General features: G+C 58.5%; 19 protein-coding genes. 9 read left to right on the top strand and 10 right to left on the bottom strand.

Annotation, left to right across the window (positions count from 1 at the left end):
* Positions 1-95 precede the first annotated feature (95 nt).
* Positions 96-869 carry a DUF3750 domain-containing protein gene (locus ACNY69_RS06865; RefSeq protein WP_293772899.1) on the top strand — a complete coding sequence of 258 codons (774 nt, stop codon included), beginning with the start codon at positions 96-98 and terminating at the stop codon, positions 867-869.
* 30 nt (positions 870-899) lie between these two features.
* On the opposite strand, the gene ACNY69_RS06860 is transcribed toward ACNY69_RS06865, so the two are convergent.
* Positions 900-1079 carry a DUF2158 domain-containing protein gene (locus ACNY69_RS06860; protein WP_418797686.1) on the bottom strand — a complete coding sequence of 60 codons (180 nt, stop codon included), beginning with the start codon at positions 1077-1079 and terminating at the stop codon, positions 900-902.
* A 194-nt stretch (positions 1080-1273) separates the two neighbouring features.
* Between ACNY69_RS06860 and ACNY69_RS06855 the strand changes: the two genes are divergently transcribed.
* Both ACNY69_RS06855 and ACNY69_RS06850 read left to right on the top strand, forming a co-directional pair.
* Positions 1274-1519, top strand: coding sequence for a hypothetical protein (locus ACNY69_RS06855; RefSeq protein ID WP_293772893.1), 246 nt, complete (start codon positions 1274-1276; stop codon positions 1517-1519).
* Positions 1520-1539: 20 nt separating this feature from the next.
* Complete coding sequence (locus ACNY69_RS06850) at positions 1540-2037, top strand: helix-turn-helix transcriptional regulator (RefSeq protein WP_293772890.1); 498 nt, start codon at positions 1540-1542, stop codon at positions 2035-2037.
* Here the strand turns inward: ACNY69_RS06850 and mgtE are convergent, their stop codons facing one another.
* From mgtE to ppk1, 5 genes are all read right to left on the bottom strand, one after another.
* Positions 2038-3471: a magnesium transporter gene (mgtE, locus tag ACNY69_RS06845; RefSeq protein ID WP_418797684.1), complete on the bottom strand. Its 1434-nt coding sequence runs from the start codon at positions 3469-3471 to the stop codon at positions 2038-2040.
* 123 nt (positions 3472-3594) lie between these two features.
* Complete coding sequence (locus tag ACNY69_RS06840) at positions 3595-3780, bottom strand: YfgG family protein (protein WP_111142250.1); 186 nt, start codon at positions 3778-3780, stop codon at positions 3595-3597.
* A 100-nt stretch (positions 3781-3880) separates the two neighbouring features.
* Complete coding sequence (tehB, locus tag ACNY69_RS06835) at positions 3881-4495, bottom strand: tellurite resistance methyltransferase TehB (RefSeq protein ID WP_111142249.1); 615 nt, start codon at positions 4493-4495, stop codon at positions 3881-3883.
* Between the two features lie 41 nt (positions 4496-4536).
* Positions 4537-6063, bottom strand: a complete 1527-nt coding sequence (gene ppx, locus ACNY69_RS06830) for an exopolyphosphatase (RefSeq protein WP_111142248.1) — start codon at positions 6061-6063, stop codon at positions 4537-4539.
* Positions 6064-6068: 5 nt separating this feature from the next.
* Entirely contained in the window at positions 6069-8129 is a 2061-nt protein-coding gene (gene ppk1 / locus ACNY69_RS06825; RefSeq protein ID WP_293772886.1) for a polyphosphate kinase 1, read from the bottom strand.
* Positions 8130-8279: 150 nt separating this feature from the next.
* On the opposite strand from ppk1, the gene ACNY69_RS06820 reads away from it, so the two are divergent.
* From ACNY69_RS06820 to pstB, 3 genes are read left to right on the top strand one after another with little or no spacing between them, the layout of a single operon-like run.
* Complete coding sequence (locus ACNY69_RS06820; protein WP_293772884.1) at positions 8280-10373, top strand: ABC transporter permease subunit; 2094 nt, start codon at positions 8280-8282, stop codon at positions 10371-10373.
* Positions 10370-12004 (top strand): phosphate ABC transporter permease PstA, encoded by a 1635-nt coding sequence (gene pstA, locus ACNY69_RS06815; RefSeq protein ID WP_418797681.1) that lies wholly within the window; start codon positions 10370-10372, stop codon positions 12002-12004. The genes ACNY69_RS06820 and pstA overlap by 4 nt, the downstream gene beginning before the upstream one ends.
* 12 nt (positions 12005-12016) lie before the next feature.
* Positions 12017-12784, top strand: a complete 768-nt coding sequence (gene pstB, locus ACNY69_RS06810) for a phosphate ABC transporter ATP-binding protein PstB (RefSeq protein ID WP_418797680.1) — start codon at positions 12017-12019, stop codon at positions 12782-12784.
* 245 nt (positions 12785-13029) lie between these two features.
* Here the strand turns inward: pstB and purN are convergent, their stop codons facing one another.
* Both purN and purM read right to left on the bottom strand, forming a co-directional pair.
* Positions 13030-13668 (bottom strand): phosphoribosylglycinamide formyltransferase, encoded by a 639-nt coding sequence (gene purN / locus ACNY69_RS06805; protein ID WP_111139320.1) that lies wholly within the window; start codon positions 13666-13668, stop codon positions 13030-13032.
* Positions 13665-14705, bottom strand: coding sequence for a phosphoribosylformylglycinamidine cyclo-ligase (purM, locus tag ACNY69_RS06800; protein ID WP_111139321.1), 1041 nt, complete (start codon positions 14703-14705; stop codon positions 13665-13667). The genes purN and purM overlap by 4 nt, the downstream gene beginning before the upstream one ends.
* A 230-nt stretch (positions 14706-14935) precedes the next feature.
* Between purM and upp the strand changes: the two genes are divergently transcribed.
* The 3 genes from upp (at position 14936) to hda (ending at position 17769) form a co-directional block, all read left to right on the top strand.
* Positions 14936-15562 (top strand): uracil phosphoribosyltransferase, encoded by a 627-nt coding sequence (gene upp, locus ACNY69_RS06795; protein WP_111139322.1) that lies wholly within the window; start codon positions 14936-14938, stop codon positions 15560-15562.
* Positions 15563-15676: 114 nt separating this feature from the next.
* On the top strand, positions 15677-16960 hold the full coding sequence (gene uraA, locus ACNY69_RS06790) for a uracil permease (RefSeq protein ID WP_111139323.1): 1284 nt from the start codon (positions 15677-15679) through the stop codon (positions 16958-16960).
* A gap of 107 nt (positions 16961-17067) precedes the next feature.
* Positions 17068-17769: a DnaA inactivator Hda gene (gene hda / locus ACNY69_RS06785; protein WP_233498975.1), complete on the top strand. Its 702-nt coding sequence runs from the start codon at positions 17068-17070 to the stop codon at positions 17767-17769.
* Here the strand turns inward: hda and arsC are convergent.
* Together arsC and bepA are read right to left on the bottom strand one after the other, a co-directional pair.
* The gene (arsC, locus tag ACNY69_RS06780) at positions 17766-18107 is read right to left on the bottom strand and encodes an arsenate reductase (glutaredoxin) (RefSeq protein ID WP_418797677.1); all 342 of its coding nucleotides are present in this window, start codon (positions 18105-18107) and stop codon (positions 17766-17768) included. The two genes, hda and arsC, sit on opposite strands and share 4 nt — an antisense overlap.
* 28 nt (positions 18108-18135) lie before the next feature.
* A complete protein-coding gene (bepA, locus tag ACNY69_RS06775) occupies positions 18136-19599 on the bottom strand; it encodes a beta-barrel assembly-enhancing protease (RefSeq protein WP_111139326.1) in 1464 nt (487 codons plus the stop codon).
* Between the last annotated feature and the right edge of the window lie 410 nt (positions 19600-20009).

Raw genomic sequence — 20009 nt, 5'->3', positions numbered from 1 at the left:
TATCCGCCGCTTTGATAATCCGTATCCTCAAGCCGCTTACTGAAATGCCTGCTGATCGGGCGCTTCGTGATCCTTACGCCATCAGGAATGTTGTCATGCTCTCACTGAAAGTGTTCAGCCTGTTTTTTGTTGCCGTACTGCTGCTGTCGCTGGGTGCCAGCATCGCGCAGGCGACGCGTCACGGCGAAACCGCAGAGTCGGGCGGCTGGGCAACGGCCCGCCGCGATTCGGCCGGCATTGCGCCCGACCCGCGCGCGCTATACAGCCTGGCTATCGTTCAGGTCTACGCCGCGCCGACCTATGGCTGGAAAGGGCGGGTAGCGGTGCATCCCTGGATCATCTTCAAACGTGCCGGTGAAACGCGCTACACGCGCTATGAAGTGATCAGCTGGGGCAGCGGCGATAAAGTTCGCCGCAACACTAACCTGCCGGATGGCTACTGGTATGGCGCAAAACCCAGGCTGCTGGTGGATCACCGTGGGCCGGAAGCGCAGGCGATGATCCCGCAGATTGAGGCCGCGATTCAATCTTATCCGTGGCCGAACACTTACCACGCCTGGCCAGGGCCGAACAGCAACACCTTCCTGGCGCATATCGGCCGGGAAGTGCCAGCTCTGAAGCTTGATCTGCCCGCCAACGCGCTGGGTAAAGATTACCGGCCACTGTGGCGTCCGGTCGGGCTGCCACCCTCCGGGCGCGGCGTGCAGGTGTCGATTCTGGGTGTGGCGGGCGTGACGCTGGGCGCGGAAGAGGGGTTTGAAGTGAATCTGCTGGGGCTGAATATGGGGCTTGATTTCATGCCGTTCCGGCTGCGGCTGCCGTTCATTGGCGGGCTGGGCAATGACAATCTTCAGCAGGATAAGCCCTGATGGTCAGGCCCCGACAGGGGCCATTTCACTTCAGCAGACGCCAAAGTCACCCTCTTCGTGATAGAGGTTGACTCTGTCTGCTTTGACTTCAATCTCCTTCTTTGTCGCATCATCCACCCGTGCACACCACAGGGTGTCGCCTTCTACCCGAAGCACCTGCATTTTAGGGCCGCCGGTTTTCGACTGAACAAAATCCTCTGCTTTAAACATCCTGCCTCCGCTGTTTGCTGTTGATGACGCCATGTAAAAAGTGGCACTGATGATTTTTTGCGTACCGTTTTCCAGTTTATACCCTGGCTGTTTTACTGTGAGAAAAAGTCTGCGCATGCTGAGCCGCACGAAGATATTTTCACTGAGTTGTCAGTTGACAACTATTCAGTTCAGCGTCATGCTAGGGAAAAAATATGGCAAGGAAACGGCATCCCAACAAAGAGATCGAGACGGCTTTGCGTTACGCCGAATCTCATGGCTGGCTGGTGGTTACCAGTGGCCATCACGCCTGGGGAAAGATGTACTGCCCGAAAAATCTGCTGACGTGCCGATGCGGGGAATTTTGTCTGACCTGTATCTGGAGCACACCCGGAAATGCACATCAGCATGCCTGCGCACTGCGGCGGGTGGTCGATAACTGTCACTATCTGAAGTCCTGATGCAGCACAAGGAGAGGCATATGGAATATTGTTTTACACTGCGGTTCAGCCTGCCGGACGGGCATGAGCCGGCAGACGCGATGCTGGAAACGCTGGCCGCGGCAGGCTGTGATGATGCGCTGATCGGCCTGGGGATGCCAGGCCGGATCGCCCTGGAGTTTACCCGGGAAGCGGACTCCGCAGCGGCGGCGCTGATTCAGGCGGAAGAGGATGTGCAGCGTGCCATCCCGGGCGCGACGCTGGTGGAGGCCGCACCCGATTTCGTCGGCTTAACCGATGTAGCAGAGATGGTCGGCATGACCCGGCAAAATATGCGCAAGCTGATGCTCAGCCATCGTCCGCCCTTTCCGCTGCCAGTGCATGACGGCAAAACCGCCATCTGGCACCTGTCAGATGTGCTGGAGTGGTTGAGCCAGCGCGGTGACTATGCGCTGCCTGCCGCAACCCGCGAGCTGGCCCGGGTCACCCGGCAGCGCAATCTCAGCGGGTCGCTGCAACGCTATGGCGTACAGGCCTGATCAGTGCGGCAGCAGGAAAAGTGTTGCCAGACCCAGGAAGATAAAGAAGCCGCCGGTATCAGTCAGCGCGGTGATCAGGACGCTGGAACCCACCGCCGGATCGCGCTTCATTTTGGTCATGACCAGCGGCACCAGGACGCCCATCAGTGCGGCCAGCAGGAGATTCAGCGCCATCGCCAGCATCATCACGCCGCCGAGCGCCATATTGTCATACATCAGCCAGGTAATGGCGCCCATGATGCCGCCCCAGAACAGGCCGTTAATCAGCGCGACGCCGAGTTCACGGACGATCAGAAACGAGAAGTTACCCGGTTCAACCTGATGTAAGGCCAGCGCCCGCACAATCATGGTGATGGTCTGGTTGCCGGTATTACCGCCGATACCGGCGACGATCGGCATCAGCGTTGCCAGAGCCACGATCTGGGAAATGGTGCCTTCAAACAGGCCGATGACCCGGGAGGCGACAAAGGCGGTACAGAGGTTGATAGCCAGCCAGGCCCAGCGTTTACGCACCGATTTGCGGACCGGCGCGAAGACATCCTCTTCCTGACTGATACCGCCCATTTTACGGATGTTGCTTTCGTTTTCGGCATTCACCAGGTCGATGATGTCTTCGATGGTGACACGGCCAATCAGTTTGCCCTTTGCATCAGTGACGGCGGCAGAGATCAGGTTATAACGTTCAAAGGCGCTGGCCGCATCTTCGGCTTTGTCATTGAGCTGAAAGGTGGTCGGCCGCGGATTCATCACGTCGCTGACCTGCGTGGTAGGCTTGTTGAGCAGGATATCGGTCAGCATCAGCTCGCCCAGCAGCTGATTCTGTTTATTGGTAATAAAGAGTTTATCGGTACCGCCAGGCATGCTTTTGCGCTTGCGCAGAAAACGCTGCACGGTCGCCAGCGTGACATCTTCGCGCACCGTCAGAATATTGAAATCCATCACCCGGCCCACGCGGTCACGGTCAAGCTGCACCATGCTCAGCATACGGGCACGCAGCGCAGGCTCGACGGTCGCCAGCAGGCGTCCGGTCAGGTCGCGAGGCAGATAACGCGCCAGCCAGACCTGATCGTCGATGTCCAGCGGCTGGATGGCACGCAGGATATCGCGGTCGCTCATCTCTTCGGTGAGGCTGGCCCAGACCGTTTCAGAGGCTTCTACCAGCACATGGCCGCGCCGTTCATTCGGCACCAGTCGCCACAGCGCCTGACGTTCCTCCTCGGGCAAGGCTTCGAGAATATCTGCGAGGTCAGCGGCGTGCAGTTGCAGAATGTCCTGTTCCAGCGCATCGCGCCGGGCCGCATTTTCACGTTGCTGCTCAGGGCTGAAATCGCCGGATTTCTCCAGCAGCGCATCAACCAGATCGTGCTCGTTGAGCAGCAGCGTCAGAATGCGATGACGTATTTCACTTAAACGTTGAGAGTGAGAGGCAGACACAATTTATCCCTTTAGTCTGAAAGCACCAGCACGAAGTGTAGCGTTTCGCCTGAAAAAGGGGTGCAGAAATGCGTCCGGTTGTCCGGATTATGTTCAGATTTCAGGCGAAAAAATCACGATTCGTTAGCGCGTATCACCTGTTGTGATGACAACCGGCTCGGGGATCGTTTTCTGTTGCTGATGGTGCTCAAAGGCAGCAGGCAGGATAAAAATCAGGCGGCTAAAAAGAATGATAAAACTGATCAGCAACACAATACGGGTCATGGTGCCGGTTTTCTGACGTCTTCGGGGAGAAATAGCGCTGTTCACGCGGGGTGGTTCCTGTGATGACCCATGCAGGGCGACTGCAATATTTAGTCACAGTCGCCTGATGAAATCAATCGCTGTAGAAAAAAACAGCAAATAAAGATCAGTAGCTCGCCTTCTGCGCCAGCAGCGTAGCGAAACGGCAGGTAATGCGGTTGCCATTTTCGTCAGTGCGATGCAGCTGGCCGGGATGCTCGTTGTACTTTACGATGTGCCAGTTGCGGTAGTAGTGACTGAGTTCGCCCGACTTAAACGCAAAGGCGAAATCGGACGGGCAGGGCATATCCGGCGTGTTCATCGCCGCAACAATCAGGTTATACCCATTTCTGACGGTGCAGGCCTGCATATCGGCAATCAGCTGAGGGATGGTCTGCGGCTGCAGAAACATCATCACCACGGTCGACAGCACAAAGTCGAAGCCGCCATTGAAGCGGGTATTATTCAGGTCACGCTGCTCAGTATGAATGCCACTGAGCGCCTCCTGCTCAATAATCGACTGCAGGCGCGCCAGGCTCTGCGGGTTATGATCCCACGCCGTAACGTCAAAACCGTGCTGGTTCAGAAACAGCGTATTGCGGCCCACGCCACAGCCCAGATCAAGTGCCTTGCCGACGGTCAGCTGAGGCAGCGCCGCCACCACTTCGGAGTGGGGCGGCGTCAGGCCATAGGTTTCGGCGAAATAGTTATCGCCTGAAATCGGTGCGGTTGGTTGTGTCATCGTCTTCAGTTCAGTTAAAAGGGCGCCAGGCGCCCGGGTAATCAGGCTTCTTCTTCGAGGATCAGTTTCCATCCCGTGACGTCATTCCAGTAAACCTGCTCGCGTTCAAGATCGAGCTGGACCAGGTTGTTCTGACTGAAGTAGCCCGCCGGGAAAACCAGCGTCCAGTGGCCATCATCACACTTCAGGGTTAAGGAGTCGGGACGGGTGGTGGCCTGGCGCTGATTATTCAGCAGCGTACCCAGGCGCAGCAGGAAAATCAGCGGCACAAACTGCTTTTTCTTAAACAGCGTGACGCGCGGCAGCTCATCAAGCTTCACCGCTTTACGGTGGAATCTCACCAGCGCCGCCAGCAGCATCTGCTGATCCTGATTGAAGCCTGGCAGATTAGTATTTTGCAGGATATAGGCCGAGTGGCGTTGCAGGCCGCTGTGATTGATGGTCAGACCCACTTCATGCAGCATCGCCGCCCATTTCAGCAGGGCAGCCAGCTGCGGGTTCGCCAGTTTCGGGTTCTGCTCGCGCCATTGCAGATAGAGCTGCTCGGTGGTTTCCAGCACACGACGCGCCTGATCGCTGTCAATGGCGTAGTGGTTCGCCAGGCTCTGCGCGGTCCGGCTGCGAATATCCTGATGACGGAAACGGCCTTCCATCTCATACAGCACGCCTTCACGCAGCGCGCCGTCGGAGAGGCGCAGCTCACGAATCGCCAGCGCATCAAACACACCACACAGAATTGCCAGCCCCGGCACAAACACCCCTTTGCGCTCTTCGGAGAGGCCCGGCAGACTCAGGGCCGCAAAGGATTTGTGTTTCATCACCTCGTCATAGAGTTTGTCGAGGCGCTCCGGCGTAATCAGCTTCTCTTTCTCATCCATCGCCTGCAGCACTTCGCAGGCGGCTTTGATGGTTCCGGAGGCGCCCAGCGCATACTGCCAGCCGTGCAGACGATATTGCCACGCCAGTGTTTCCAGTTTCTGCGCCGCCGCTAAACGGGCTCGACGGAAGTTTTCACGGCTGATTTCGCCTTTCGGGAAATAGAGCTGGGCGAAGCTGACGCAACCCATACGGCGGCTCTCGACCAGCTGGGGTTCAAAATCCTCGCCAATGACCAGCTCGGTGGAGCCGCCGCCGATATCGATCACCAGCTTACGGCCTTTCTCCGGCTGCGTGTGCTCCACGCCCATGAAGATCAGACGTGCCTCTTCATGGCCCGAAATCACCTCGATAGGGTAGGGGATCACCTCGGCAGCGCGCTGCAGGAAGGTTTCGGCGTTCACCGCTTCACGCAGCGTATGGGTGCCGACGATCGTCACGTTGCTGGGGCTGAACCCCTGCAGGCGCTCGGCGAACAGGGCCAGACAGGCCAGCCCGCGCTCCATCGCTTCCTCACTGAGGTTGTGCTGTGCATCCAGACCATCAGCCAGGTGAACGCGCTGCTTAAGGCGCCCCAGTACCTGCATCGCACCATCGACAACCCGCGCGATCACCATGTGGAAACTGTTCGAGCCCAGGTCAATCGCCGCAAACTCCTGGGGTTTTGGCGTACTTTTATGAGAAATTGGCATAGGATTTATTCAGGTTGTTCCAGGTTCTTGATGTAATCATATATCGCCAGCTGTGAGCGCACTTTACGACGGTTGCCGCGCTGGACGTAGTGATTACTCAGCTCTTTATCAACGATGCGGGCTTTCACCGTATCACTCAACTGAATCGCAATAATGTCGAGTATGCGCTGCCGGATGCGGGGATCGAGGATCGCCACGGCCACTTCGATGCGGTAATCGATGTTACGCGTCATCCAGTCAGCGGAGGAGAGGAACACCTTTTTATCGCCGCCATTCTCAAAAATATAGACGCGATCGTGTTCCAGATAACGGTCAACAATACTGATGACGCGAATATTTTCACTGATCCCGGGCAGATCCGGGATCAGCGAGCACATTCCGCGCACCAGAAGATTCACCTTCACCCCTACGCTGGAGGCTGTATAAAGCCGATCAACCAGCCCTTTGTCCACCAGATTGTTGATTTTCAGAGTAATGCCGGAAGGCTTATTCTGCTGGGCGTTGGCGATTTCAGTGTCGATCAGCTCATACAGCATCCGGCGCGAGTTCTGTGGTGACACCATCAGATGATCGAAGGTGACGGGCCGGTAGGGATTCTCGATAAAGTTGAAGACCCGACGCACCTCATTGGTAATGCGTGCGTCCGCCGTCAGCAGAGAGTAATCCGTGTAGAGTCGCGCGGTTTTCTCGTTAAAGTTACCGGTGCCGATATGCGCGTAGCGCACAATCTCTTCGCCTTCGCGGCGCGAGATCAGGAACAGCTTGGCGTGGATCTTCAGACCCGGCGCGGAGAAGATAACGTGAACGCCCGCTTCGGTCAGGCGCTTGGCCCAGTAGATATTGGCCTCTTCATCGAAGCGCGCCTGCAGCTCCACCACCACCGTAACCTTTTTGCCGTTATAGGCGGCATGGATCATCGCATCCATAATGCGCGAATGTTTCGCAACGCGGTAGATGTTGATCTTGATCGCCAGCACGCTGGGGTCAAACGACGCCTGACGCAGCAGTTCCAGCACATGTTCAAAGGTGTGATAGGGATAGTAGAGCAGCACGTCGCGGTTGCGAATCGCATCAAAGCCGTTGCGGAAGCCATCGAAGCCGATGTGACGAATCTGCGGCAGCGGTCGATTGATCAGGTTGTTTTTGCCGACGTTCGGGAAGCCGATAAAATCTTTGAAGTTGTGGTAGCGGCCACCCGGCAGTATGGAGTCAAAATTCGAGATAGAGAGTTTGTGGCAGAGTAATTCGACCATCGCCTCCGGCATATCGCGCTGATAGACGAAGCGCACCGGCTCTGCAGTCAGACGTTGTTTGAGGCTGGAGGACATCAGCTCCAGCAGGCTGGACTCCATCTCCGTCACCAGATCGTACTCCGCGTCACGCGTCATTTTCATTGAATAGGCGTTGAGCGCGTCGTAGTCATAGAAACCTTTGAAAATGTCATCCAGGCAGTAACGCAGAATGTTATCCAGCAGGATCATCGGCTTGCGGCGACGCGGCGGCTCTGCCGGCAGGTTAATAAAGCGCGGCACCTTATCGGACGGGATCTCCAGCAGCGCATAGCGGATGTCGTCACCGCGAATAATCTCTACCGCCAGGTAGGTGTAATCATCTTTAAGAAATTCGGTCAGATCGGTTTCATGCGTGATCAGAATCGGCGAGATATGCTGACGCAGTTCATGCTTGAAATAGTGGCGCAGCCACGCCTGCTGGTTAAGGGAGAGCTGACGTTCGTTGATCAGGAAGATCTGATTGCGCGCCATCTCCAGCAGCAGCTCGTTATAGAGCGCATCAAACTCCTGATCGGACTTCATTACCCGCTGCTGGATTTTCTTGAACAGATGGCGTGGCGTACTGGCGGAACCCTGCTCTTCACCAATCAGAATGCGGCGTTTCAGATCGGCAAACCGCACTTTATAAAATTCGTCGAGATTGTTGGAGTAGATGCCCAGAAAGCGCATCCGCTCAATCAGTGGATTGCTTTTGTCTGCGGCTTCCTGCAAAACCCGTTCATTAAAAGATAACCAGCTTAATTCTTTTTCAATGTAAAGCTTTACCTGACCCATTCTCACTCCATTTAGCGGTTGCAGGACTGAAGATCCAGTATCCACAAACATTATGGCGAGAGTATGGCAGCGTTGTCCAACGCCAGCAGTTGTCTTATCAATCGGCTACGGGCAACATAGCGGCTTATTTTAGCCTGCTACCGGAACCGCATGAGCGTAAACCACATTCCTGTCCAATTCAGCGATCGTAAGCGTCGTGCCGTTGATCGGCTGACGCGGCGGCTGATCACCTGCTGTGGCGTGGCGATCCTGCTGTTAATGCTGCTGCTGTTTTGCTGGCTGATTGGCGTGGTGCTTCCGCTCTTCAGTGCGCCGGGCGTGCAAGTGATGCCCAGCCAGCAGCTCTGGGATCGTGCGCCTGCTGTCGCAACAGGCAATCTGGGCCGGATAGGCTGGCGTATCAGCAGCCAGGGCGCTGCGCGTTTTATTCCGCTGGATGGTCAGCCTGCTGAACCGGCGCTGGCGCTGACGCCGCCGCCCGATGAGGTGGTGCGGAGCAGTGATGAACAGACGCTGCTGCTGAACATGCAGGGCGCGCTGACGCTGTTACAGCCCACCACTGACGGGCAGTGGCATTTTCCGCTGGGCGACAAACCCTTTCATCTGCCCGAGGGTGCGGTGACAAAGATGGCGCTGGCAACGCGCCAGGCCGGTCAGTGGCGTATCGCGGCGCTCACGGGTGCCGGACTGCGGGTGCTGACGCTGGGCACCGATCGCCAGGCCTCAGTGTTCTCACTGCCTCAGGATCAGCTGGATCTGCTGGTTCTCTCTCCCTCAGGCGATCTGCTCTACACCACGGAGGGCAGCCTGCTGCGCGTCTGGCAACTGGATGACGATCGGGCGCATCTGCGCGAAACCCACACGCTGCCGCAGCGCCCGCAAAGTTTGCATCTGCTGGTGGGCGGCAGAAGTCTGCTGATTCAGGATCGCACCGGCGTGACACAGTGGTTCGCTGTCGCCAGCGAGCAGGGGCCGCGCCTGCAGCGTATCCGGACGTTTGCCGACAGCCGCAGCGACGACGGCACGCTGCTGGTGACAGAATCACAACGGCGGGTATTTGCGACGATCAGCCCGCAGGGGCTGTTACGCCTCTTTGCCAGTAAGCAGCCTGGCCCGATTCTGGAGCGTCAGCTGGCGCCTGGCATTGTGCAGGCGCAGTTTTCACCTCAGGGCGACAGCCTGCTGATTGAGCGGGCGGGAAGCTGGCAGCGCCTGCGGCTGGATAATCCCTGGCCGGACGTCACCTGGCGCAGTTTCTGGCAAAAAATCTGGTATGAAAATTATCCCGGACCGGACTGGGTCTGGCAGTCCACTGCGGCGGGCGACAGCTATCAGGCAAAATTCAGTCTGATGCCGATGGTGACAGGAACGTTAAAAGCGGCCAGCTTAGCGCTGCTGTTTGCCACACCGCTGGCGCTGGCCGCGGCGATGTACACCGCCTGGTTCATGTCGCCCGGATTACGGCGCTGGGTAAAGCCAGCTATCGAGATGATGGGCGCGCTGCCGAGCGTAGTGGTGGGGCTGATTGCCGGGATCTGGCTGGCGCCGCATATCGGACAGGCGCTGGTGGGCGTCCTGCTGCTGCCGCTGACGCTGGCGGGCACGCTACTGCTGTGCGGCATACTCAGCGCCCGCTTACCGTCGCGCTGGCGGCGGCCGGGCCGTGAGGTGCTGATTCTGCTGCCGCTGTTGCTGCTGGTCACGCTGCTGACGCTGTGGCTGCCCACGCTGTTTATCCCGGATGCGGGCGACTGGCTGCCCCACTATGAGCAGCGCAATCTGCTGGTCGCGGCGCTGGCGATGGGCTTTGCGCTGGTGCCCCTGATTTTTACGCTTTCCGAAGATGCCCTGTTCAGCGTCCCGGCCGCCCTGGGACAGGGGTCGCTGGCGCTGGGGGCCACGCCGTGGCAGACCCTGACCCGCGTCGTCCTGCCCGGTGCCTCGGCCGGTATCTTTGCCGCGCTGATGATCGGGCTGGGGCGGGCCGTGGGCGAAACCATGATTCTGCTGATGGCCACCGGTAATACGCCGCAGAGCGAAGGCGGACTGTTCAGCGGCCTGCGCGCGCTCTCGGCGAATATCGCTATCGAGATGCCCGAAGCGGTGGCGGGCAGTGCCCATTATCGCGTGCTGTTTCTCAGCGCCCTGATGCTGCTGATCTTTACGCTGGTGATCAACACCGTGGCCGAACTGATCCGTCAGCGGCTGCGCCAGCGTTACAGTCAGCAGGAGGAGCAGGCATGAAGGCGATGCGACAGAACGACCGCTGGCGCTGGTTAACCGCCGGGGCCGTAGCGGTCTGCCTGCTGGCCTTTACGCTGCTGATCGGGCTGCTGGCCTGGCAGGGGGTGCGTGCCTTCTGGCCGCAGCGGGTGGATCTGTATACGTTCAGCCAGCCAGCGGGCGGCGAGACGCGCCTGCTGGGCGAAACCCTGGATCATCAGCGTCACTTTCCGGCTCCGGCCGATGAACAGGGCAATAGCGGCGGGCAGGTTCACCGCTACCTGGTGAAAACCGGTAACCGCGACTGGGATGCGCCAGACTTCCGGGTCATCTACAGCCGGAGTGCGGCGAAGGTCAGCCAGCCAGCGGAGGTCATGGTGCTGCAGCGGCGCAGCCACGGCCTGGCCTATGGCTGGTTTGTCGGCCTGCGGGAGGACAATGAAGAGTTAACCGCACAGCATCCCGATGCGCTGCTGCATCAGCGGCTGGGGCAGGTACAGATGCTGGTGCGGCAGGCGAATCAGATCCGTCGGGTCGATATGGCGCGCCTGAATAACCAGCGTGAAGATCTTGACGAGCAGGCAGCCAGAAACCGCGCTGCCGGGCGCTTCGATCTGCAGGCCGAATCGGAATATCAGGCCAATCAGGCCGCCCTGCAGCGCCGCTTTAATCAGCTGAGCGAGACGCTCGCGGCTCTGCAACTGCAGAGTCAGCGTGATCAGCTCATCCTGCGTGATGTCCAGGGCACTGAACATGCGATCCCGCTGACCGAAATCGTCGACAGCTGGCAGCCGAACGCCATGACGCTGAGCGGCAAGATAGTGCATTTTCTGCATCAGTTATGGCGGTTTGTCAGTGATTCACCCGCCGAAGGGGAAAGCGAATCCGGGGCGTTTCCGGCCATCTTCGGCACCGTGCTGATGGTGCTGCTGATGTCGGTGGTGGTGATGCCACTGGGCGTTGTCGCCGCTATCTGGCTGCATGAATATGCGGGGCGTCATGCGCTGACGAGGCTGGTACGTATTGCGGTAGTCAATCTGGCTGGCGTGCCCTCCATCGTCTATGGCGTCTTTGGCCTGGGATTCTTTGTCTGGCTGGCTGGCGGCACGATTGATCGGCTGTTTTTCAGCAGCGCGCTGCCTAATCCCACGTTTGGCACGCCCGGCCTGCTCTGGGCGTCGCTGACGCTGGCCCTGCTGACGCTGCCCGTAGTGATTGTGGCGACCGAAGAGGGGCTATCCCGCATTCCCAACAGCCTGCGTCAGGGATCGCTGGCGCTGGGGGCCACTCAGGCGGAAACGCTGTGGAACGTGGTCCTGCCGATGGCGGTGCCCGCCATGCTGACCGGTCTGATTCTGGCCGTCGCGCGTGCTGCCGGGGAAACCGCGCCGCTGATGCTGGTGGGCGTGGTCAAGATGGTGCCGGAGCTGCCGGTGGACGCAGTGTTCCCTTATCTGCATCTGGACCGCAAGTTTATGCATCTGGGCTTCCAGATTTACGATCTGGCGTTTCAGAGTCCGAATATTGAAGCAGACCGTCCGCTGGTCTTCGCGACCGCACTGCTGCTGGTGCTGATTATTCTCTCACTGAATATGCTGGCGATGGGTCTGCGTCACCGTCTGCGTGAACGCTTTCGTCTTATGACTCAATAACAGGCTATGACTATGACGTCCGACACGGATATCGCGCTGACCGTTAACCATCTGTCGCTGTGGTATGGCGAGCGCCAGGCGCTGCAGGATATTTCGCTGCAGGTGCCAAAAAACAGGATCACCGCGCTGATTGGTCCTTCAGGCTGTGGTAAATCGACGCTGCTGCGCTGCTTTAACCGCATGAACGACGTGATCGATCACTGCCGGGTCGAGGGTGACGTGCTGCTGGGATCGCAGTCGATCCTGCGCCCCGAACAGGATCTCTCGGCGCTGCGCCGTCGGGTCGGCATGGTGTTTCAGCGGCCCAACCCCTTTCCTAAATCGATCTATGAAAATGTGGTCTACGGACTGCGTCTGCAGGGCGTGCGCGATCGGCGGGTGCTGAACGAAGCCTGCGAACGGGCGCTGCGGGCGGCGGCGCTCTGGAGTGAGGTGAAAGACCAGCTGTCGCAGAATGCGCTGACGCTCTCTACCGGCCAGCAGCAGCGTCTGGTGATCGCCCGCGCCATCGCGATTGAGCCGGAAGTGCTGCTGCTGGATGAGCCGACTTCCGCGCTGGACCCCATCTCTACGCTGGTCATTGAAGAGCTGATGACCACGCTCAGGCAGCATTTCACGCTGGTGCTGGTGACGCACAACATGCAGCAGGCGTCGCGCGTCTCCGATTACACCGCATTTATGCATCAGGGCACGTTAGTGGAGTTTGACGAGACCGATCGCATCTTTACCGCGCCGAAACAGCGTCGGACCGAAGATTATATTACGGGGCGCTACGGCTAAGTCGGGGGCAGGGGGCAGACGGCTTTCAGGGCGGCTCATGTCATCGAAGCGATAAAAGCCTGTGCCCGCAGTAGCAACTGACGGGCCAGGGATAAAAACGCCGGGAGCGTTTTCAGACATCGCAAAATGTTAGCCTTCAGGGAGGGGACGTCATCGCCTGCGCTGAGCGAGGGCGTTTTTTTACCGCTTTGCTCAGGCTCGCTGCGCCGTTACTCTGCCAGAAAGCACCGGCTTTCCCCGCCGCCTCAGTCGTTAGCATAGCCCTGCGGCGGCAGCGGTTTGCCATCCAGCCAGGCTTTACCGTCACGCATCGTCAGCCTGCCCTCGACAAACCAGCCGATCACCAGCGGATAGATCGCATGCTCCTGATGCTGAACCCGTTCGGTAATCTCCGCTTCGCTATCGCCAGGGAAAACCGGGACTTTCGCCTGCAGGATCACCGGGCCACCATCCAGCTCTTCGGTGACAAAATGCACGGAGGTGCCATGTTCGCTGTCGCCATTCTCCAGCGCCTGACGGTGCGTATGCAGGCCCGGATATTTCGGCAGCAGAGAAGGGTGGATATTCAGCAGGCGATTGTGAAAATGGGCGACGAACGCGGGGCTGAGGATCCGCATATAGCCCGCCAGCACAACCAGATCGGGCGAGTACGCCTCGATCGCCGCGATAAGCTGGCGATCAAAGGCTTCACGGTCGGCGAAGTCGCTGGCGGCAAGCGCATGCGCGGGCACGCCCGCCTCCTGCGCCCGCGTCAGGCCATACGCGGCGGCACGGTTGCTGAACACGGCAGCCACGCTGCCGTGAATCCGCCCGCTTGCACAGGCGTCAAGGATGGACTGAAGGTTACTTCCGTTGCCGGAAATCAGTACAACCAGCTTTTTCATCCGTTAATAACCACACGCTCTTCAGCATCAGATGCTTTGATCACGCCCAGCTTCCAGGCTTTCTCGCCCGCCGCCTGCATCAGCGCAATCGCCTTATCGGCGTCGGCCGGACTCAGGGCAATGACCATGCCCACACCGCAGTTAAAGGTGCGATACATCTCGAAACGGCTGACGTTGCCCGCCTGCTGCAGCCAGCTGAAGACGGCCGGCCACTGCCAGCTCTTCTCGTCGATGACCGCCTGGGTGTTGTCAGGCAGCACGCGCGGAATATTTTCCCAGAAGCCGCCGCCGGTCAGATGCGCAATCGCGTGCACATCGACCTGCTCAATCAGGCTCAGGATGTTCTTCACATAGATGCGGGTCGGTTCCAGCAGATGGTCGGCCAGTGGTTTGCCTTCCAGCTGTTCAGACAGCGGATCGGTGTTGCTGACTTCCAGAATTTTGCGCACCAGCGAATAACCATTAGAGTGCGGGCCGCTGGAGCCGAGGGCGATCAGTACGTCGCCATCCTGCACCTTGCTGCCATCAATGATTTCTGACTTTTCCACCACGCCGACGCAGAACCCGGCCACGTCATAATCTTCGCCGTGATACATGCCTGGCATCTCGGCGGTTTCACCGCCTACCAGCGCACAACCTGACTGCAAACACCCTTCAGCGATACCGGTAATCACCGCAGAGGCCGTTTCCACATCCAGCTTCCCGGTGGCGTAATAGTCGAGGAAGAAGAGCGGCTCGGCGCCCTGAACCACCAGATCGTTGACGCACATCGCGACCAGGTCAACGCCGATGGCATCGTGACGTTTGAGATCCATCGCCAGACGCAGCTTGGTGCCCACGCCATCGGTGCCGGAAACCAGCACGGGTTCACGGTATTTCTGCGGCAGCGCGCAAAGCGCACCAAAACCGCCCAGTCCACCCATCACTTCCGGGCGACGCGTCTTTTTCACTACGCCTTTAATACGGTCAACCAGAGCGTTACCAGCATCAATATCAACACCGGCGTCTTTGTAACTGAGAGAGGTTTTGTCGGTCACTGCGAGGTCCCCACGCGAGTTGCGGTTGGTGGTTTAAAATAAAGCGCGGCAATTCTATCAGTGCAGGCAAACGTTTGCGAGTCCGGGATTGCGCATCGGACGAATTTCATCAATCCTCTGTTTATCCCTGTAAAAGCCGCGGTATTGCGCAAGGAGAGGTGGCGCGCCGTCCAAAAGGCGGTATAATCCCGCGATTTTTTTTTAGCTCAACTCATTCCGGGAGAACACCAATGAAGATCGTGGAAGTCAGACACCCGCTGGTCAAACATAAACTGGGCCTGATGCGTGAGCATGATATCAGTACAAAGCGTTTTCGCGAGCTGGCGTCGGAAGTGGGCAGCCTGCTGACCTACGAAGCGACTGCCGATCTGGAAACAGAACGCGTCACCATTGAGGGCTGGAACGGCCCGGTAGAGATCGACCAGATCAAAGGCAAAAAAATCACGGTGGTGCCGATTCTGCGTGCCGGTCTTGGCATGATGGAAGGGGTGCTGGAGCACGTTCCCAGCGCCCGTATCAGCGTGGTGGGCGTCTACCGCGATGAAGAGACGCTGGAGCCGGTGCCTTACTTCCAGAAGCTGGTGTCTAACATCGAAGAGCGCCTGGCGCTGGTCGTCGATCCGATGCTGGCTACCGGTGGCTCTATGATCGCTACCATCGACCTGCTGAAGAAAGCTGGCTGCTCCAGCATCAAGGTGCTGGTGCTGGTGGCGGCGCCGGAAGGGATCGCGGCACTGGAGAAAGCGCATCCGGATGTTGAGCTGTACACCGCATCAGTGGATCAGGGGCTGAACGAAAAGGGTTACATCATTCCCGGACTCGGCGATGCCGGGGACAAAATTTTCGGAACCAAATAAATCGCATAGCCGACCAGAGAGTCGGCTTTTTTTTGGCAAAAAAAAGTGCCCGGAACGGGCGCGCCTGCTGCTGCGGCGCGGACCGGCGGGAGAGATAACCTAAGGGGATAAATGATGACTCGTCGCGCCATTGGCGTCAGTGAACGACCGCCGTTACTGCAAACCATTCCGCTCAGCCTGCAACACCTGTTCGCCATGTTTGGCGCCACCGTGCTGGTGCCGATTCTGTTCCATATCAACCCGGCCACCGTGCTGCTGTTCAACGGGGTGGGCACACTGATTTATCTCTTTATCTGTAAAGGCAAAATCCCCGCCTACCTGGGATCCAGTTTTGCGTTTATCTCGCCGGTGTTGCTGCTGCTGCCGCTGGGCTATGAGGTGGCGCTGGGCGGATTTATTCTGTGTGGTGTGCTGTTCTGCATTGTGGCACTGATCGTCAGACGCGCCGGGACCGGCTGGCTCGACGTGATGTTTCCGCCCGCAGCGATGGGGGCGATTGTCGCCGTCATTGGTCTGGAACTGGCTGGCGTGGCCGCCAATATGGCGGGCCTGCTGCCCGCTGAAGGCAGTGCGCCCGACAGTAAAACGGTACTGATCTCGCTGGTGACGCTGGCGGTGACGGTATTCGGTTCGGTGCTGTTCCGCGGTTTCCTGGCGATCATCCCGATTCTGGTTGGGGTGGTCGTGGGGTATCTGCTCTCCGCAGCGATGGGTATCGTGGACTGGAGCGGCGTCGAGCGCGCGCCGTGGTTTGCCCTGCCAACCTTCTACACGCCGCGTTTTGAGTGGGTGGCGATGCTGACGATTCTGCCTGCGGCGCTGGTGGTCATCGCCGAGCATATCGGTCATCTGGTCGTTACCGCCAATATCGTGAAAAAGGATCTGATCCGCGACCCGGGTCTGCATCGTTCGATGTTTGCCAACGGCTTATCGACGGTCATCTCCGGCTTCTTCGGTTCCACGCCGAACACCACCTACGGTGAGAATATTGGCGTGATGGCGATTACCCGTGTCTACAGTACCTGGGTCATCGGCGGCGCGGCAATTCTGGCGATCCTGCTCTCCTGTGTCGGCAAGCTGGCGGCGGTGATCCAGGCGATCCCGGTGCCGGTCATGGGGGGCGTCTCGCTGCTGCTGTATGGCGTGATCGGCGCATCCGGTATCCGCGTACTGATCGAATCTAAAGTCGATTACAACAAGGCGCAGAACCTGATCCTCACCTCCGTGATCCTGATCATCGGCGTCAGCGGCGCGAAGGTGCATATCGGCGCGGCGGAGCTGAAAGGCATGGCGCTGGCGACGATCGTGGGTGTTGGCCTGGCGCTGATCTTCCGTGTGATCTCGCTGCTGCGCCCGGAAGAAGTGGTGCTGGAAGCCGACGAACCGCGCGAACCGTGATCCCGGCCTGAGTCACGGGATCGGGGCAGGGACGCCCCATTCATCTCTTTCTGAAAACTGTGTTAGACTTCCCCCGATTTTTTGCTTGTTCTCTTGCTGAGGTGCTTCTGAACACGCCGGCACAATTGTCATTGCCACTTTATTTACCAGACGACGAAACCTTCTCCAGCTTCTGGCCGGGGGAAAACCCGTCTCTGATTGCCGCACTGAAAGGCGCTCTTAATCAGCAACATGGCAGCTATCTCTACTTCTGGTCACGCGAAGGGGGCGGACGAAGCCATCTGCTGCATGCCGCCTGCGCGGAGATGTCAGCGCGCAATGAGGCGGTCGGCTATGTGCCGCTCGATAAACGTACCTGGTTTGTGCCGGAAGTGCTGGAAGGGATGGAGCAGCTGTCGCTGGTCTGCATCGATAACATCGAATGTATTGCCGGCGAGCCGGAGTGGGAAATGGCGATCTTCGATCTCTACAACCGTATCCTCGAAACCGGTAACACGCGCCTGTTTATTACCGGCGATCGTCCACCGCGTCAGCTTAATCTGCAACTGCCCGATCTCGCGTCACGGCTGGACTGGGGCCAGATCTATCGCCTGCAGCCGCTCTCTGATGAAGATAAACTCCAGGCACTTCAGCTGCGCGCCGGATTGCGCGGATTTGAACTGCCGGAAGATGTGGGCCGTTTCCTGCTGAAGCGGCTGGATCGTGAAATGCGCACCCTGTTCGATACACTGGATCGGCTCGATCGCGCTTCTATCAGCGCCCAGCGCAAACTCACCATTCCATTCGTAAAAGAGACGCTCGGCCTTTAAAGAATGTCGAGCACCGCTTCCGGCGGACGGCCGATGCGTGCCCTGTCGCCATTAATTACAATCGGCCTCTCAATCAGCACCGGATTATTCACCAGCGCATCCAGCAGCACACTTTCGCTTTTGTCGCTGAGTGCCAGCTCGCGATAGATCGTCTCTTTAGTCCGCATCAATGCCCGTGCGCTCTGCATCCCCAGCTTCTGCAACAGGATTTGCAGCGTTTCGCGATCAGGTGGTGTCTGCAGATAGAGCACCACCTCCGGCTCTATGCCGCGAGCGGTAAGCAGCGACAGCGTTTCGCGGCTCTTGCTGCAGCGCGGGTTATGATAGATCGTCACCATCCTGATTCTCCTTCTGTGGCGGTGAATTTTACCCTTTCTGATACTGTTTAAAGCGCTGCTGTAACTGACGCAGCTGGTCGATACGGGCGTCGTAGCGCGCCTGCTTCAGGCTGCCGAGCGGCACCTGGGCGCTGGCGCTGCTGAGGGTGGTAATCGCCTGGTCGAGCTGACCATTCAGCGCCAGACTCTCCGCCCGCGCGGAGAGCTCTTCATCATTCAGTCCCTGCTGGGCAGACGCCTGCGCCAGCAGGTCCCAGCCGTTGGGGTCATCTTTGTTGGTCCAGGTGTAGCGATTCAGGATCCGGCTGGCGCTGGCATACTGCTTCGCTTCGACATAGGCATTGGCGAGGTTAAGCTGGACCACCGGGCTGTTTTTGGCTCCGCTGGCGGCGCTCAGCAGCGCAATGGCCTGCTGCGGCTGATTCAGGCCGATGTCGATGTCCGACATGATATCCAGGAACCAGATATTGTTGGGCTGCTTCGCCAGTAACGGCGTCATGATGCGCTTCGCATCGGCAAAGCTTTTCGCCTGCAGAAACTGTATGGCTTTGCCATATTGTGACGCCATCTGCTCACGGGCATTGCCGCCCGCATACTGACTCAGCAGTTCGTCGGTCAGCTGATTGCGTCCGGTCGGGTACATCCCCAGCGCACGCACCTTCGCCAGATAGAAATCTTCCGTCGACTGCACCACTACGGGCCGCATCTGATTCGCCCGGTTGCGGGCATCCGCCAGACGGCTGTCGGGCAGCGGGTGCGTCAGCAGGATCTCAGGCGGCTTTGAGGAGAAGCGGCTCTGATCGGCCAGCTTCTGCAGGAAGTTCGGCATCGCCTGGGGATCGAACCCGGCACGCTGCAGAACCTGAATCCCGATACGGTCGGCCTCCTGCTCATTACCCTGGGTAAAGCTGATGATGCCCTGCTGTGTGCCTGCCAGGGTGCCGGTCAGGGCGGCCATGCCCGCCTGCGGACTGGCCATCGCCAGCAGAATTGAGCCCAGCGCGCCGACCCAGGTCAGCGGCGCATTGCGCTTCTGGTCTTCCATCGCGCGTGCCAGGTGGCGCTGGGTAACGTGTGAGATCTCATGCGCCATCACGGACGCCAGCTGGCTTTCATTCTCGGTAAAACGGAACAGGGCCGAGTGCAGCACTACATTGCCCCCAAAGAAGGCAAAGGCATTAAGCTCATCGTTCTGGATCAGGAAGAAGTGGAAAGGCGTTTTCACGGCGTCGGCGTGCGAAACCAGGCGCTGGCCCAGCTGATTGATGTACTGATTCAGCAGCGGATCGTTAATCAGCGGGGCACTGGCGCGCAGCTGGCGCACATAGAAGTCGCCCATCTGCAGCTCCTGATTAATCGACAGCGTCGAACCGGCTGTGGTGCCGATATCGGGAAGCGAATCACTGATATCGGCATAAGCCGGTGAGAGTGTCGTGAAGATGAGTGTCGGAAGGAGCGCGGCGATCAGCGTTTTCTTTAACCGGTTCAACATGCCTTAATCCTGTAGAGGGGCCCTGAGAATGGACAGATGCGCAGCGGGAACGTTCCCCATTTCGCCGATCGCAGCAGTCCGGCCCTATCTTAACCAGAGCACTAAAAGAAAGAAATGGCGTTTTCTGCCTGCTGCCCGGCGTAATTTGTGCAAGATCGTGGATTTTGGCGAAAAAAATTGAATATCACGGTAACCTAAACGGCAGTTAAACGATACCAGCCCTGAAGGGATTGCCGCGTGAGCGAAGAGGAAAATGGCGGGTTATTCAATGGATCCGGTCAGGCATCGCCAGAATAGAGCAGAAAATGCTGGGTGAGGATAAAAAGGGTGCCGGCCCTTTTTTTAAAGTTATGTAAATTCACTCAAAAAAATTGAATGTGGCACGGTTTTTTCCAGGTCTACTCTGAAAA

It is taken from the genome of Pantoea graminicola, assembly GCF_048452665.1.
Classification (GTDB): Bacteria; Pseudomonadota; Gammaproteobacteria; order Enterobacterales; family Enterobacteriaceae; genus Pantoea.
The sequence above is the reverse complement of the archived record's forward strand: the minus strand, read 5'-3'. Positions and strand labels throughout refer to the sequence as shown.

Coding starts and splice junctions, on each gene's coding strand:
- bepA (WP_111139326.1), bottom strand. CDS start 19,599: ATGTTGAACCGGTTAAAGAAAACGCTGATCGCCGCGCTCCTTCCGACA.
- ACNY69_RS06860 (WP_418797686.1), bottom strand. CDS start 1,079: ATGTTTAAAGCAGAGGATTTTGTTCAGTCGAAAACCGGCGGCCCTAAA.
- ACNY69_RS06850 (WP_293772890.1), top strand. CDS start 1,540: ATGGAATATTGTTTTACACTGCGGTTCAGCCTGCCGGACGGGCATGAG.
- pstA (WP_418797681.1), top strand. CDS start 10,370: ATGAAGGCGATGCGACAGAACGACCGCTGGCGCTGGTTAACCGCCGGG.
- pstB (WP_418797680.1), top strand. CDS start 12,017: ATGACGTCCGACACGGATATCGCGCTGACCGTTAACCATCTGTCGCTG.
- ACNY69_RS06865 (WP_293772899.1), top strand. CDS start 96: ATGCTCTCACTGAAAGTGTTCAGCCTGTTTTTTGTTGCCGTACTGCTG.
- arsC (WP_418797677.1), bottom strand. CDS start 18,107: ATGGTGACGATCTATCATAACCCGCGCTGCAGCAAGAGCCGCGAAACG.
- ACNY69_RS06855 (WP_293772893.1), top strand. CDS start 1,274: ATGGCAAGGAAACGGCATCCCAACAAAGAGATCGAGACGGCTTTGCGT.
- purN (WP_111139320.1), bottom strand. CDS start 13,668: ATGAAAAAGCTGGTTGTACTGATTTCCGGCAACGGAAGTAACCTTCAG.
- ppk1 (WP_293772886.1), bottom strand. CDS start 8,129: ATGGGTCAGGTAAAGCTTTACATTGAAAAAGAATTAAGCTGGTTATCT.
- uraA (WP_111139323.1), top strand. CDS start 15,677: ATGACTCGTCGCGCCATTGGCGTCAGTGAACGACCGCCGTTACTGCAA.
- tehB (WP_111142249.1), bottom strand. CDS start 4,495: ATGACACAACCAACCGCACCGATTTCAGGCGATAACTATTTCGCCGAA.
- ACNY69_RS06820 (WP_293772884.1), top strand. CDS start 8,280: ATGAGCGTAAACCACATTCCTGTCCAATTCAGCGATCGTAAGCGTCGT.
- ppx (WP_111142248.1), bottom strand. CDS start 6,063: ATGCCAATTTCTCATAAAAGTACGCCAAAACCCCAGGAGTTTGCGGCG.
- upp (WP_111139322.1), top strand. CDS start 14,936: ATGAAGATCGTGGAAGTCAGACACCCGCTGGTCAAACATAAACTGGGC.